General features: G+C 63.2%; 12 protein-coding genes. 4 read left to right on the top strand and 8 right to left on the bottom strand.

What is annotated here, in order from left to right; translation table 11 throughout:
* Window positions 1-4: 4 nt before the first annotated feature.
* The 3 genes from H6A15_RS08145 to H6A15_RS08135 all read right to left on the bottom strand — a co-directional run bounded on the left by H6A15_RS08145 (window position 5) and on the right by H6A15_RS08135 (window position 3,131).
* Window positions 5-841 (bottom strand): carbohydrate ABC transporter permease, encoded by an 837-nt coding sequence (locus H6A15_RS08145; RefSeq protein ID WP_204673254.1) that lies wholly within the window; start codon window positions 839-841, stop codon window positions 5-7.
* On the bottom strand, window positions 841-1,683 hold the full coding sequence (locus tag H6A15_RS08140) for a carbohydrate ABC transporter permease (RefSeq protein WP_204673253.1): 843 nt from the start codon (window positions 1,681-1,683) through the stop codon (window positions 841-843). Before H6A15_RS08140 ends, H6A15_RS08145 begins: the two co-directional genes overlap by 1 nt.
* A 98-nt stretch (window positions 1,684-1,781) precedes the next feature.
* The gene (locus tag H6A15_RS08135) at window positions 1,782-3,131 is read right to left on the bottom strand and encodes an ABC transporter substrate-binding protein (protein WP_204673252.1); all 1,350 of its coding nucleotides are present in this window, start codon (window positions 3,129-3,131) and stop codon (window positions 1,782-1,784) included.
* A gap of 290 nt (window positions 3,132-3,421) precedes the next feature.
* Between H6A15_RS08135 and H6A15_RS08130 the strand changes: the two genes are divergently transcribed.
* Window positions 3,422-4,255 carry a YaaA family protein gene (locus tag H6A15_RS08130; RefSeq protein WP_204673251.1) on the top strand — a complete coding sequence of 278 codons (834 nt, stop codon included), beginning with the start codon at window positions 3,422-3,424 and terminating at the stop codon, window positions 4,253-4,255.
* An 11-nt stretch (window positions 4,256-4,266) separates the two neighbouring features.
* Here the strand turns inward: H6A15_RS08130 and H6A15_RS08125 are convergent, their stop codons facing one another.
* Window positions 4,267-5,190 carry a tyrosine-protein phosphatase gene (locus H6A15_RS08125; protein ID WP_204673250.1) on the bottom strand — a complete coding sequence of 308 codons (924 nt, stop codon included), beginning with the start codon at window positions 5,188-5,190 and terminating at the stop codon, window positions 4,267-4,269.
* 346 nt (window positions 5,191-5,536) lie between these two features.
* Between H6A15_RS08125 and H6A15_RS08120 the strand changes: the two genes are divergently transcribed.
* Window positions 5,537-6,127 carry an HdeD family acid-resistance protein gene (locus H6A15_RS08120; protein ID WP_204673249.1) on the top strand — a complete coding sequence of 197 codons (591 nt, stop codon included), beginning with the start codon at window positions 5,537-5,539 and terminating at the stop codon, window positions 6,125-6,127.
* A gap of 145 nt (window positions 6,128-6,272) precedes the next feature.
* On the opposite strand, the gene H6A15_RS08115 is transcribed toward H6A15_RS08120, so the two are convergent.
* From H6A15_RS08115 to H6A15_RS08105, 3 genes are all read right to left on the bottom strand, one after another.
* Window positions 6,273-7,214 carry a TIGR02452 family protein gene (locus H6A15_RS08115; protein ID WP_204673248.1) on the bottom strand — a complete coding sequence of 314 codons (942 nt, stop codon included), beginning with the start codon at window positions 7,212-7,214 and terminating at the stop codon, window positions 6,273-6,275.
* 75 nt (window positions 7,215-7,289) lie between these two features.
* Entirely contained in the window at window positions 7,290-7,982 is a 693-nt protein-coding gene (locus H6A15_RS08110; RefSeq protein ID WP_204673272.1) for a TIGR00730 family Rossman fold protein, read from the bottom strand.
* A 272-nt stretch (window positions 7,983-8,254) separates the two neighbouring features.
* A complete protein-coding gene (locus tag H6A15_RS08105; RefSeq protein ID WP_204673247.1) occupies window positions 8,255-8,791 on the bottom strand; it encodes a TetR/AcrR family transcriptional regulator in 537 nt (178 codons plus the stop codon).
* Window positions 8,792-9,052: 261 nt separating this feature from the next.
* Between H6A15_RS08105 and glgB the strand changes: the two genes are divergently transcribed.
* Together glgB and H6A15_RS08095 are read left to right on the top strand one after the other, a co-directional pair.
* Entirely contained in the window at window positions 9,053-10,966 is a 1,914-nt protein-coding gene (gene glgB / locus H6A15_RS08100) for a 1,4-alpha-glucan branching enzyme (protein WP_204673246.1), read from the top strand.
* Window positions 10,967-11,063: 97 nt separating this feature from the next.
* Window positions 11,064-11,828 (top strand): helix-turn-helix transcriptional regulator, encoded by a 765-nt coding sequence (locus H6A15_RS08095; RefSeq protein WP_204673245.1) that lies wholly within the window; start codon window positions 11,064-11,066, stop codon window positions 11,826-11,828.
* 88 nt (window positions 11,829-11,916) lie between these two features.
* Here H6A15_RS08095 and tgt read toward each other — a convergent pair whose 3' ends face one another.
* Window positions 11,917-13,056 (bottom strand): tRNA guanosine(34) transglycosylase Tgt, encoded by a 1,140-nt coding sequence (gene tgt, locus H6A15_RS08090; RefSeq protein ID WP_204673244.1) that lies wholly within the window; start codon window positions 13,054-13,056, stop codon window positions 11,917-11,919.
* Window positions 13,057-13,193: the final 137 nt, after the last annotated feature.

Here is a 13,193-nt window from a genome sequence, read left to right as displayed (position 1 = left end):
GTCGCTACCCCTTAACCGCACCCGCGGCAACACCTTTGATGATGTACTTTTGGCATGCCAGATAGAAGATGACCACAGGGATGACGGCCATGATAAGGGCGGCCATGATAGCGCCCATATCAACGCGTCCGTACGAACCTTTCATAAACTGAATCACTATGGAGATGGTCTTGTACTCGTTGGTGTCGAGCACCAGATAGGGCAGCAGGAAGTCGTTCCAGATCCACATTGCCTCAAGAATTCCCACCGAGATGTAGGTGGGCTTCATGATGGGGACCACCACCGAGAAGAAGGCACGCAAGGGCGAGCAGCCGTCGATAAGAGCGGCCTCCTCGATTTCAACCGGGATGGTCTTCACAAAGCCGCAGAACATAAACACGGCAAGACCCGCGCCAAATCCCAGGTAGATGATGATAATGCCCCATGGGGTGTCGAGCCCCAGGCGGTCGGCCACCAGCGAGAGCGTGAACATGACCATCTGGAACGGCACGACCATCGAGACGGCGCAGAGCAAATACATGCCCTTGGTGAAGCCGTTGGTGACGCGCGTGATAAACCAAGCGCACATGGAGCAGCACAGAAGGATGACGAAGACCGAGCCCACGGTGATGAAGACGGTCCAACCCACGGAATCCAAGAAGCCATACCGGTCGATGGCCGAGAGGTAGTTCTCAAAACCAACGAACGTGTCGGCATCCGGGAGCTCGAAGGGCAACAGGCTGATGAACGTACGGCTCTTGAACGAGTTGAAGAGCACGATGATGACCGGCAAGATCCACGCCACGCAGATGATGGCAAGCAAGCCCGTGCCGGCGCCACGGATGAGCTTCTTCTTTCCCATTACTGCTGCACCTCCCGCGAACGCGTGACCTTAAGCTGGATGAGGCCGATCGCCACAACAACGATGCAGAAGATGACTGCCTTCGCCTGGCCTACGCCCTCCCAGCCCGTGCGGCCATAGAACGTGTTGTAGATGTTGAGCGCCAAGAGCTCCGAGAGCTTAGAGGGCTCGCCCGCCGTGAGCGAGAGGTTCTGGTCGAAGAGCTTGAAGCCGTTGGTGATGGAGAGGAACATGCAGATGGTGATCGACGACATCATCATGGGGATGGTGACGCCCACAAGCTTCTGCCACCAGTTCGCCCCGTCGATCTCCGCCGCCTCAAGGACGTCGTCGGGGATGGATTGGAAGCCGGCGATGTAGATGATCATCATGTAGCCGATCTGCTGCCAAGCTACCAGAATCACCAACCCTGCGAAGCCGTACCATTCGTTGAGGCCGATGGCCTGGTTCCACTGCTGCAGGATGCCGTTGAAGATCAGCTGCCAGATGTAGCCAAGCACGATGCCGCCGATGAGGTTGGGCATGAAGAACACCGTGCGGAAGAAGTTGGTGCCGCGCAGGCGCTGCGTGAGCGCGAACGCCAAAAGAAACGCCACGATGTTGATCACCACGAGCGAGACCACCGCGAAGAGCGCCGTGAACCAGAAGGCGTGCTGGAAGATGGTGTCCTCGAATGCGCGAATATAGTTGGTGAATCCCACAAACGTGGCATCGGTGACTGTGGTGAAGTCGCAAAGCGAGAGCCAAAGGCCCAGCGCGAACGGAATGATGAACCCGATGATGAACGCCAAAAGCGTGGGGACGATGAAGACCGGCCAGTAACGCTTGATCGCTTTCTCCATACGACTACCTCCTTTTTATATGAGAGGCGGCGGGCAGGCATACCGCCCACTCGCCGCCTGGAGGAGAACGTGTTTAACGCGCAAGTCTGGTCGCGGCGTTACTTGGCGGCAGCCGCCTCGGAGGCCCAGCCGTCAACAAACGCGGTCACGACGCCATCCCAGTTGGCATCGGTCTGATCGGCCGCATAGGTGGTAAGCGCGGAGCCCACGCCGTTCTTCCACTCCTCGGAAGGCATGGTGGAGAAGCACCACTTAACAGGCGTCTTGTCGGCGTTGATCTCGTCGGCGAGGTTGTTGAGAACGTTCTCGGAAGGCTGGTTATCCTTGAACGGGATCACGAAGCCCATGCCGGGGTCGCCAGAGGGCATTGCGCCATCCGCGCCGCACATGGCCGTGGTGCCCGTATCAGACGTGACGCACCAGTTGATGAAGTCGAGCGTCGCCTGGATGTCGTCCTCGGAGGCGTTCTTGTTCACGCACCAGTAGTTCTCGGAACCGGTGCAGATACCCTGGTCCTCTTCGCCCTCGACGCCGATGTAGATGGGCAGGAGCCCCAGGTTGTCGTCGCCAACCTCGGCGACGTTCGCGTACTCCCAGGTGCCGTTCTGATAGAACACGCACTGGCCCGTGACGAACTCTGCGGTGGCGTCATCGGCGGTCTTGGTGGAAAGGAGACCGGGGTCGCAGGTGGCGTTGTTGATGTAGAGGTCCCAGATCTGACGGTACTGCGGCAGGTAGGTGCCCTTGATGGCGTCGGTGGTGTCGATGCCGTCGGCCTTGTATTCGTAGTAGATGGGCAGGTTGGCCAGGTGGGTCTTGAAGCGCCAGTCGGAGCTGGAGTCCATGCCGGCCGAGCCGAACGCCGAGAAGCCCAGCTCGTCCTTGCGGGAGGTGATGTCCTCGGCGACCTTCTTCAGGCTCTCGAAATTCGTGATGTCATCCGCCGTGTAGCCGGCTTCCTCGAGCAGCTTCTTGTTGTAGATGATGCCGTAGGACTCGATGACATAGGCGATACCCTTGACCTTGCCGTCGTCGCCTTTGAGCGCGTAGTCGTCCTTGGTGAGCTCGCCCATGATGTCGGTATCATCGAGGTCGTAGCAGTAGTCTTTCCACGAAGCCAGGCCCACGGGTCCGTTCACCTGGAAGAGCGTGGGCGCCTCGGATTTGGCCATCTCAGACTTGAGCGTGGTCTCATACTGGCCGGAGGCGGCCGTCTTCACCGTCACGGGCACGCCCGTCTCCTCGGTGTAGAGCTCGGCGAGCTCCTGCCACTGGGTATCCTGCTCAGGCTTGAAGTTGAGGTAGTAAACCTTGCCCTTGGCATCGTCACCGCCGGTTGCAGAACCGGCGCCGCCCGAGTTGCCACCGCTGCATCCAGCCAAACCGGCAATTCCGGCCACCATAGCCGCTCCGAGTCCCGCGGTCACAAACTGGCGCCTATCCAACATGGTTACTCCTCCTTAATCGGAACTGTTGGATTGGAAACGTTCTCTATTTGTAAACGTTTCCATATCATTGATTAAGTTATACCACCATGCGCAAGCTGGTATTTTGTTTTTGCGCGCCGCCGTACCGTTGACGGACAAGGAGGCGCCGTTCACCGTTCGCCATCGGTGAACGGTAGGACGGCATGCAGAAGCCACACAACCGGGGAACCAGTGCGCGCGGGGGGCCGTCATGGCACAATGGCATCGGCCCCACAGGCCAGCCACGCCCATGCATTCCCAAGGAGTCCCGCATGCTCCAAGCAATCATCTCCCCCGCCAAGCAGATGACCGTCAGCACCGATACGTTTCTGCCCCAGAGTATCTCGCCCTTCCCCGCCAAGACGGCCCGGCTCATAAAAGAGCTGCATGCGCTGGAGCTTCGCGAAGGCCCATCCGCCCTCAAAGCACTCTGGCGGGTGAGCGACAAACTGCTTGCGGAGAATGTTGAGCGCTTGCACGCGTTCGTGCCCGTCGCGGACAAGCAGGAGCTCGACGACCCGCGCGTGGCGCGCCTCGTCTCCCCCGCCATCTTCTCGTACACGGGCATTCAGTTCCGCAGCATGGCGCCCGAGGTCATGGATTGTGACGAGCTTGAATGGTTGCAGCAACACTTGTGGGTGCTCTCGGGCCTGTACGGCTGCGTGCGCCCCTTCGACGCCGTGGAGCCCTATCGGCTCGAAATGGGCGCGAAGCTCGCCGTCGACGGCGCGCGGGACCTCTATGCGTTCTGGGGCGACCTTCTCGCACGGGCGATATGCGCCGACGGTCCCGTCTGCGTGGTGAACCTCGCGAGCGCCGAGTACGCCAAGGCGGTCCTTCCCCACCTTCCAGCCGATTCCCATGCAACCACCTGCATCTTTGGCGAGGAGCTGCGAGGGGACAAGCCCGTGCAGCGCGCCACGGCATCCAAGATCGCCCGCGGGTCGATGGTGCGCTGGATGGCGGAGCGCGGGGTCAAAGACGCATGCGAGCTCACGCGATTCGACGTCGGCTATGCCTACTGCCCGGAGCTCTCGCATGAGGGTCGCGACCGCGCGGGGCGCTCGACCCAAACGCTCGTGTTCATGAAGCACGCCCGACCGTAGGCCCCCACGACCTACGGTTCCAGATACCGCTCCCGCAAAAGCTCGACTTCTGACGGAGTCACGCCGAGGACGTCTTCGATGTATCCCATGAAGCCGCCGCACTCGCTCTCCACGCCCTCGCGGGCCGAGTCGATGTAGCGCAGCGACGCGGGATAGGTATAGGTGAACTCGTTGTCGGTGAAGATGTTCGTCGCGAGATAATCCGAAACGATGTCCTGCCAGCCGACGCCAAGAACCGTCTCCACAAGAGCCGACGCCATGCCGCAGCGGTCGCGTCCAACATGGCAGTGCCAGAGCACCGCGCCGCCTTTGCAGTCGATGATGCCGCGCAGCAGCGATCGATAGCCGCTGCGGCCCGACTCGCTCAACAGAAGATACTTATACATCTTGCGCATAAACGAATCGTCGTCTTCCGTCTGGGCCGCGCGGTCAAGCTCGGCGCGCTGGCTGGAAATCTTGTCCCGCGTACCCTGCTCCTGCGTGATGCCCTCGGCGCTGCGGGCAAGGATGTCGGCATGGATGAAGCGTGCTTCCGGAAACGCCTCCATGGGGTCCGGCAGCTCCACAAGCTCGTGCCCATTCCGCAGATCGACGACGAGCCCAAGGTGATAGGCGTCGTGCAGGCGCGCGATATCCGACGCGTCGCCTATGCAAAGCGCTCCGGAGCGCAGCAACAGCCCCGGCTTGATGCGGCGACCGTCGGCACCGACAAGACCGCCGAGGTCGCGCGTATTGGGCAGACCGGCAAAGTCGATCAAGCCATAGGTCTCTCGGCCCTTCGGCCCCACCGCATCGGGCAGGTCCACCGGAACGGGGGAGTCGGCGCGAATCTCTGCGATGCGACGGGCGATCCTCTCCTCGACCTCTTGCGAGGCTGCCCCGCTTCCAGGCACCCCCGCAAACGCCTGATGATCGCTGCCGCTGGCCACCGCCATATGTCTCCCCTCTCCGCCCGCTCGTCGGGCTCTCTGCAACTATGTGGTTTCGCGGCCATTATGACAGGAACATGTGAGTCGCGGGTAAGCGGCGGGTAATGACCATCACGTTGTCTACAAGCATTATGACGAGACCAGCACGGCCATCAGCCAGCGTGAGGACACGCCTACGTTATTGATATTGCGTCAACAAGCGCAGCCTTTGCACAATGTGTGCAAAATATGTACTTGCGGCAAAAGGCCCGCACCCTGTTATCGGCAGATGCCACGGGTAGAAGAGAGATACCAACGCGCTCCCTGACAGGCACTTCGTCGGGGAGCCTTTCTTATATGTAAGGAGTTCCTTATGAACTGGTACGACTCGAACCACGACTACGTCAACGACTATATCGAGCGCTGGAACAAGACCGCAGGCCGCGCGAAGGCGGGCATGATCGTCTTAGGCATCATCCTTGCGCTCGCAGGCGTCGCCGCCATTGCGGCGCCCATCGGCACCTACCTCTTCATCCAGACAGCAATTGCAGTCGTCCTCATCGTACACGGTATCGGACAGTTCGCAGCGTATATACAGACGCCCGAGTTCTTCCGGAACGGCGCCCAGCTGGCGACCGGCATTCTTAACGCCGTGCTCGGTGTGCTTCTGCTCGCGCTGCCTGCGAGCGTCATGGCAGGGGCCATCGTCTACCTGCTCTCGTTCTTGCTCATCATGACCGGCATCGAGCGGATCTCGTTCTCGCGCCAAATGCGCTTCTACCAGATTCCGACCTCTTCCATGAGCACGGCAACCGGCATCCTGAACATCATCCTCGGCATCGCGTTCATCTTCATGCCGCTCGCGACGAGCCTCGCGCTGAGCTACCTCATCGCCGCCTACCTCGTCGTCGGAGGCATCACGCTCGTCGTCGAAGGCGTCTCGATCAAGAAGATCGAGCGCTGAGAGCCCATCGGGACACGATCCTCGCGCGGCTGACGACGCGCCCGCCAGCGAAGCGCATCCATGCACAAGGGGCCGGCATCCTTCTGGGATGCCGGCCCCTTCCCATGTCTGCGCCCTGCGCTTGAAGATCGAGTCGTCGGCTGCGTCACAGATACTTGCGCCAGTCGTCCTCGTCCTCGTCGTCATCGCTTGCCGCAGCCGCCTCTTGCGCCCGGCGCTCCTCGGCGGCAGCCGCCGCTGCCTCGGCATAGCTGGTCTGGGGCTTCTCGGGAAATGCCGAAAACGCGTGCTCGAACTTGGCGAGGTTGTCGTCGTAGCGCGTTCGGGGCACGGCGATGATCACCTGCTTCACGGCATGGGATCCGCCTGCGAGCTCCTCGCGCATCATCTCGGCGACCTGCTCGGCATCCCAGCCAAACGCGCCGCAGCCGTAGGCGCCCAGCACCACCTTGTCGCGACCGAGCTTGTCGACGATGGCGAGGACGAAGCGGATGCGCTCGCGCATGGCCGCCAGCAGGGTGCTCTCGTCCACATGGTATTCATCACGCGCCCTCTTGGCGTTGGGCGCCGCGGCGACGATGACGTCGGCATAGGCGTGCACGTGGTCGCGCTCGAAGCGCACGGCGGGAACCACGAGCGCCCGGTTGCGGTACAGCTCGCAGTTGATGTTGCGGTGGCGGTTCTCGGCATACCAGTCGCGCTGCTCGTCGAGCACGTTGTGCAGGTAGGAATCAGCGCAGAGCGCCTGCTCCTGCGCCCATGCGCCGCGAATGTAGCCACCCGCGGGGGTCACGAACGATGCGAAGTCGAGCACCGCGAGGTCGCAGAACTGCGCGTACCCTCGTCCGTTCTCGATAATGGCGGCGGAGGCGTCTTCGGCAACCACCGTGACCTCAGGCACGACAGGCTCGGCGACCTCGACCTCAGGGAAGCCATCGAAGCTCACGACACCGGCAAGCGAGCGCTCGATATCCTTTGCGCAGCGACGCGCAACCTCCTCGGTATGCCGCTCCGCCGCCGCGCGACGCGCATCGCGCCGCGGATTGCTGCGCCCTCCAAACGAGCGTCCGCCAGTACGTTCCGCCATAATGTCACCTTTCTCGCCAGGTTTTCTTGCCATCCATCCTAGCCCATCGGACCCAAGAATCTCAATGTCGAGCTCTCACCTGCGAATGCCGCTCAGCGCCACCGCCACCGCCTCCTCGATGTCGTCGGTGATCTTCACCAGCTGTTGGTCGAGCTCGGAGATCATGCCCTCGGCCTTGAGGGTGCCCTCGATCCAGTCGAACAGGCCCGCCCAGTAGTCGCGGCCCACCAGCGCCACCGGCGTGCGGGCAACCTTGTGCGTCTGTACGAGCGTCAGCAGCTCGAACATCTCGTCGAGCGTACCGAAGCCTCCCGGGAACACGATGGCGCCCTCTGAGTACTTCACGAACATGGTCTTGCGCACAAAGAAGTACCTGAAGGTCATGCCGAGGTTCACCCAGCGGTTGATGCCCTGCTCGTGCGGCAGCTCGATGCCAAGCCCCACCGAGGTGCCTCCGCGCTCGAAGGCGCCGCGGTTCGCCGCCTCCATGATGCCCGGACCGCCGCCCGTGATGGTGGCGACGCCCGCCTCGGCAAGCATGCGCCCGCAGCGGCGCGCAGCCTTGTACATGGGGTCGCGGCGATCGGTCCTGGCCGACCCGAAGATCGCCACCGCCGGACCGATCTCTGCCAGGGCCCCAAAGCCGTCTACAAACTCCGCCTGGATGCGCAGCACGCGCCAAGGATCCATGTGGAGCCAGTCGGTCGACTTCTCGGGGGCGAGCAGGTTCGCGTAGGTGTTGTCCGTGGGAATCATGTTGCCGCGCATGATGACCGGGCCGCGGTGATACACGCGCCCCGACGCCTCGTCGCAGGCATCGTCGTCCGAAGCGGCGGCGTCGGCGCGCGGCTGCTCGACGCGGGCCTCCCCCTCGGTGCTCGGAGCGGAAGCCGCGTCCGCGTTGTGCGCGGCGTCGCCTGATACAATCTCGTGGTCACGCGTGTCGATATCTGTGGCCATGGCGGTCCTCTCTACTCGGAGTTTAGGCGCGATCGCCCCGAAACCATGGTACCCAGCGACACCCGCGTACAGCCCGCCCGCTATCGCATGAGGCTCGTGACCGCGCTCGACGCCTCCGCGATGACGCCGACCACGTCTGCCGCCTGAAACTTGCGGCGATTGGTTGAATAGGCCCAATACCCTCCCTGGACCTGGTAGGTCAAAAGCGTGTTGAAGCGCACGTCGTCGCGCAGCGAGGGCTCCTGCTCCAGGATGCGTTCCCGGATCGCGTCCTCGATGCGCGCCGCCAACGCAAACGAGCCGTTGCGCGAAAACAGGAGGTCGACGAGCTCGCGTCGCTCGTCAAACGCCTCGAACAGCTCGACCACCAGGTCCGTCGACCCTGTAAGGGGGTCGCATTCGGCAAGGATATGGGTCACCACGTCGTCCACCAGCTCGCGCTGGAGCGCCTCCGAGAGGTCGAAGACGCTGTGATAGTGCAGATAGAACGTCGCCTTGCTGATCTCGGCGCGGGCAGCGAGCTCCTTCACGGTGATGCGTTCGAGCGGCTTGGTCTCCAACAGCTCCAGAAACGCCTCGCGAATGCTGCGGCGCGTCTTACGCTCTCTCAGATCCATCGGGTGCCCCCTTCCGTGGGTATCCGCGCCTGTCGACAGGAGGACCGCCGATCCATCCTGACGGCTGCATGAGCCATGCCGCCAGCAACACGCCGGCGAACCGTCAAGTCCGCTAGTCACTTCTGCAGCATCGTCCAGTATTTGACATCCCCGGCCAAGCGACGATGCCCGCGCTGCTCCTGCCCTGATATTCTCTATAGTAGTCCATTATTAGACGCTTATCTATTATTTTGGCTCACGCCGGGAGGAATGGAGGGCATCGTGGATCTTCAGGCGTTCTATCAGGGAACATCCTTTGATGCGCATGGCATGTTGGGAGCCCACCTGTTGCCGGGCGGCGGCGTGGCGTTTAGGGTCTTTGCCCCCGGCGCCCATGGCGTCGAGATACTGCTCTCCCATGAGGGGGACCCTGCCGGGCAGGCAGCCGCGATCCCCTGCGCCCGCGCCTACGATGGCAACTTCTTCGATGCCGCCGTTGCCGAAGCCCGCGCAGGCGACCGCTACGAACTCCGCATCCATCACTCCCCCGACGCCTCGGGCGCCACCTTTACCGACCATTGCGACCCCTTTGGCTTTGCCATGGAGCTTCGCCCCGCGCATCGCTCGATCGTCTGCGACCTGGAATCCATCGCCGCGCGCCGCGACGACGGAGGCTGGGCGAGCCGCAGGCGCGAGGCGCTCCGACACGACCGTCCGCTCAACATCTACGAGCTGCACCTGGCCTCGTGGCGCCGCAGCGAAACCGATCCCGAACGCTTTCCCACCTACCGCGAGATCGCCGAGCCGCTCGCAGCCTATCTCACGCAGGCAGGCATGAACGCCGTGGAATTCATGCCGATCCTCGAGCACCCCGCCGACGAGAGCTGGGGCTACCAGGACACGGGGTTCTTCTCCGCCACCAGCCGCTACGGCTCGCCCGCGGACCTCATGGAGCTCATCGACACCCTGCATCGAGCAGGCATCGCGGTGATCCTGGACTTCGTGCCGGTCCACTTCGCATGCGACGCCTACGGCCTCGCCCGCTTCACCGGCGAGGCGCTCTTTGAGTACCCGCATGAGGCGGTGGGCGTGAGCGAATGGGGAAGCATGAACTTCATGCACTCGCGCGGCGAAGTGCGAAGCTTTCTGCAGTCCTCCGCCGCGTTCTGGATGGAGACCTATGGATTCGACGGCCTGCGCATGGACGCCGTGAGCCGACTCATCTACTGGCAGGGCGATGAGCGGCGTGGGGTCAACGGCAATACCGTCGGCTTCTTGAAGACCATGAACGCGGGGCTCAAGGAGCGCTTTCCCGAGCGCCTGCTCATCGCCGAGGACTCCACCACCTACCCCGGCGTCACCGCAGCGGTGGACGCGGGCGGGCTCGGCTTCGACTATAAATGGGACCTGGGATGGATGCACGACACGCTTTCGTTTTTCCAGATGCCCGCCTCGGAGCGCCGCGCCAACTACCATAAGCTCACGTTCTCGATGATGTATTACTACAACGAGCGGCATCTGCTGGCGCTCTCCCACGACGAGAACGTGCACGGCAAGGCGACCATCGCCCAAAAGATGCACGGCGGCTACGAGGGCAAATTCCCCCAGGCGCGCTGCCTCTACCTGTACATGGCGGCGCATCCGGGCAAGAAGCTCCTCTTCATGGGGTCCGAGTTCGCGCAGCTGCGCGAATGGGACGAGTCGCGCGAGCAGGACTGGTGCCTGCTGGACTTTCCCGTCCACGATGCGTTCCGGCGCTATATGGCCGAGCTCTCGCACGTCTATCTCGAGCATCCCGCCCTCTGGCAGCGCGACTTCGAGAGGGATGGATTCGAGTGGCTCGACTGCCACGAGGAGGAGCGCCTGCTCTATGCGTTCGTGCGCCGAGGCAGCCTGGCAGGCGGCTCCGTGGAGCGCGTCGCCTGCCTCATCAACGCCGACGAGCGCGAGCATGCGGGCTGGCGCGTTTCGCTGGGCGCCGACGCCGCGGAAACGATGCCGCGCGCCGCTCCATCTGACGACGCGAAGGGCGCCGACGAGGCATCCTGCCGGGTGCTGATCGATAGCGACTGGCAGCGTTTCGGCGGCGCGACGCCCGACGGCACGTCCCGCTGCTCGCTGGAAGCCGGCCCCGAAGGGGCGTCTCTCGTCTGCACGCTCGCACCCCACTCAGGCATGCTGGTGCTTCTTGGATAGCCGCGGCGCCGCCCCGCGGGGCAAAGGCGCCTTTTTCGAACCGTTTCGCCTGATGTCAAACGTTTTTTGCAGACATTTCTCCCCCCGCTCGGCTACGATGGCTGCAACCAAAGCCTGCGGGGAGGAGGCTGCCATGGGAGCGGAGGGCGCGCAGACATCGTTGGCCATTGGCGAGCGCATCAAGCAGAGCCGAGCGGCAGCCGGGCTCAGCCAGGAGGCGCTTGCCCGGCTGGTCGGCGTGAGCAGGCAGACGGTGTCCAATTGGGAACGTTCGCGCACCACGCCCGACGCATACGCCTTGAAACGCATCGCAGAGGCGTGCGGCACGACGGTCGACAGCCTCTTGGGCGGAGACGCCGCCGTCGTCCATGATCGCGCGCTCGCCACGCGCCGCGAGCTTGTCTGCGCCGCCGCCATCCTCTTGAGCACGCAGCTTGTCTCCATCGCCATCAATGCCGCGACCGCCGTCTTTGCCGGCGGGGCGGCAAGCGAGGATTTCACAAGGCCGTTCGCCGCGTTTCGCTTGGGGGTCTTCGCGATCGGCACCGTTTGGCTTCTCATCATCGCGCGCAAGGCAGGCCTTGCCAGCATCCGCCAGATGATTGCCTTCGCAAGCCTTGCGTCGGCTCACCCGGGCAGCCGAGCCGACCGCGCCCTGCGATTCATCTGCCGCTGGTTTTGGACGCTATGGCTCGGAGCCGCCTGCGGCATCTCCGCGGCAGGCCTGCTTTTAGGCGCCGCCGCAAGCAGCAATGTCCAGCTTTTGCTCGGCGCCGCGGTCATGCTTGGACCAGCGGCGATTGCCTTTTCCTGGGAGCATGGAAAAAACAGCAGCAGCTCCCCTCGTGCGAAAGAGGCATGACGCGCGCCCAGGCGCCCTGTCGCAGGCTCCCAGGCGCGCGCCCATCATCCATTGGTGGGACGAAACGACCCCGTCCCCATGCAACCCATTAGTAGTCGGCGGCGGCGGGCGAATCCATCCAGTCCCTCACAAAGGCGCCGTAGCGGCCCTCGATGATGGCCTGGCGGGCCTCCTTCATAAGGTTCAGCAGGTAGTAGATGTTATGCATCGACAGCAGGATGCCGCCGAGCATCTCTTTCTGCGTAATCATGTGGCGGATGTGCGCGCGCGAGTAGCCGCCCGTGCAGACCGGGCAGGTGCAGCGCTCGTCCACGGGACGCGGGTCGCGCGCAAACTTGGCGTTGCGGAAGTTGAGGCGACCCTCGCTTGAGAACGCCGACCCCATGCGGCCGGTACGCGTGGGGAGCACGCAGTCAAACATGTCGATGCCGCATGCGACGCCGCGCACGAGCGTGGTGGGATTGCCCACACCCATGAGGTAGCGGGGCTTGGTCCGGGGCATGTGCTCCGAAGCCAACGGGGCAAGCGTCTCGAACATGGTCTCGTGGTCCTCGCCCACCGAGTACCCGCCGATGCCGTACCCCGGGAAATCGCCGCACTCCTCGAGATGGCGCAGGCTGCGCAGGCGGAGGTCCAGATGCATGCCGCCCTGGACGATGCCGAACAGTGCCTGGTCGGGGCGGGTATGCGCCTTATAGCAGCGCTCCGCCCACATGCTGGAAAGCTCGACGGCGCGCTCCACAAACTTGCGCGTCGCGGGGTATCCCGGGCACTGGTCGAGCTGCATGCAGATGTCGCTCCCCAGCTTCTGGGCGATCGCCATGTTGTCTTCGGGGGTCCAGAACACGTGGCTGCCGTCGTAGTCGGTCGCAATGAAACGGACGCCGTCATCGGTGAGCTTCACCGCGTCGCCGTGGCTGAATACCTGAAAGCCGCCCGAGTCGGTGAGGATGGGACCGTGCCAGTTCATGAAGTCATGCAGGCCGCCCATCTCCTCGATGAGGTCTGCGCCGGGACGCATCGCCAAATGATAGGTGTTGGAAAGCACGATCTGGGCGCCGAGCTCCTTGACCGTCTCCCACGGGACGCCCTTGACCGTCGCCTTGGTGCCCACCGGCATGAAGATGGGGGTCTCGATGTCGCCGTGCGGCGTATGCAGCACGGCGGCGCGGGCGTGGGTCGTAGGGTCTTCGGCGACGATGTCGTAGCGGAACAGCTTCTGGTCCATGGGTCTCCTCGCGGGTCTTGCCTTGCCTCGTCGATCTTCCTCGACGGTCGATGTATCCGGACCAGTATAGCGTGGCCCACCTGCCCTGTCGGCCCCCTCGACGGAGTATCATGAAACCATCCAGAGGAGAGGAGATA

The organism is Enorma phocaeensis (genome assembly GCF_016901575.1).
GTDB classification, from domain to species: Bacteria; Actinomycetota; Coriobacteriia; order Coriobacteriales; family Coriobacteriaceae; genus Limicola; species Limicola phocaeensis_A.
Note: the sequence above shows the minus strand (reverse complement) of the source record. Positions and strands in the feature narration are given on the sequence as shown.

Excerpts from the sequence above, each read along its gene's own strand:
- H6A15_RS08145 (WP_204673254.1), bottom strand. The coding sequence starts at position 841 with ATGGGAAAGAAGAAGCTCATCCGTGGCGCCGGCACGGGCTTGCTTGCC.
- H6A15_RS08140 (WP_204673253.1), bottom strand. The coding sequence starts at position 1,683 with ATGGAGAAAGCGATCAAGCGTTACTGGCCGGTCTTCATCGTCCCCACG.
- H6A15_RS08135 (WP_204673252.1), bottom strand. The coding sequence starts at position 3,131 with ATGTTGGATAGGCGCCAGTTTGTGACCGCGGGACTCGGAGCGGCTATG.
- H6A15_RS08130 (WP_204673251.1), top strand. The coding sequence starts at position 3,422 with ATGCTCCAAGCAATCATCTCCCCCGCCAAGCAGATGACCGTCAGCACC.
- H6A15_RS08125 (WP_204673250.1), bottom strand. The coding sequence starts at position 5,190 with ATGGCGGTGGCCAGCGGCAGCGATCATCAGGCGTTTGCGGGGGTGCCT.
- H6A15_RS08120 (WP_204673249.1), top strand. The coding sequence starts at position 5,537 with ATGAACTGGTACGACTCGAACCACGACTACGTCAACGACTATATCGAG.
- H6A15_RS08115 (WP_204673248.1), bottom strand. The coding sequence starts at position 7,214 with ATGGCGGAACGTACTGGCGGACGCTCGTTTGGAGGGCGCAGCAATCCG.
- H6A15_RS08110 (WP_204673272.1), bottom strand. The coding sequence starts at position 7,982 with ATGCGCGGCAACATGATTCCCACGGACAACACCTACGCGAACCTGCTC.
- H6A15_RS08105 (WP_204673247.1), bottom strand. The coding sequence starts at position 8,791 with ATGGATCTGAGAGAGCGTAAGACGCGCCGCAGCATTCGCGAGGCGTTT.
- H6A15_RS08095 (WP_204673245.1), top strand. The coding sequence starts at position 11,064 with ATGGCTGCAACCAAAGCCTGCGGGGAGGAGGCTGCCATGGGAGCGGAG.
- tgt (WP_204673244.1), bottom strand. The coding sequence starts at position 13,056 with ATGGACCAGAAGCTGTTCCGCTACGACATCGTCGCCGAAGACCCTACG.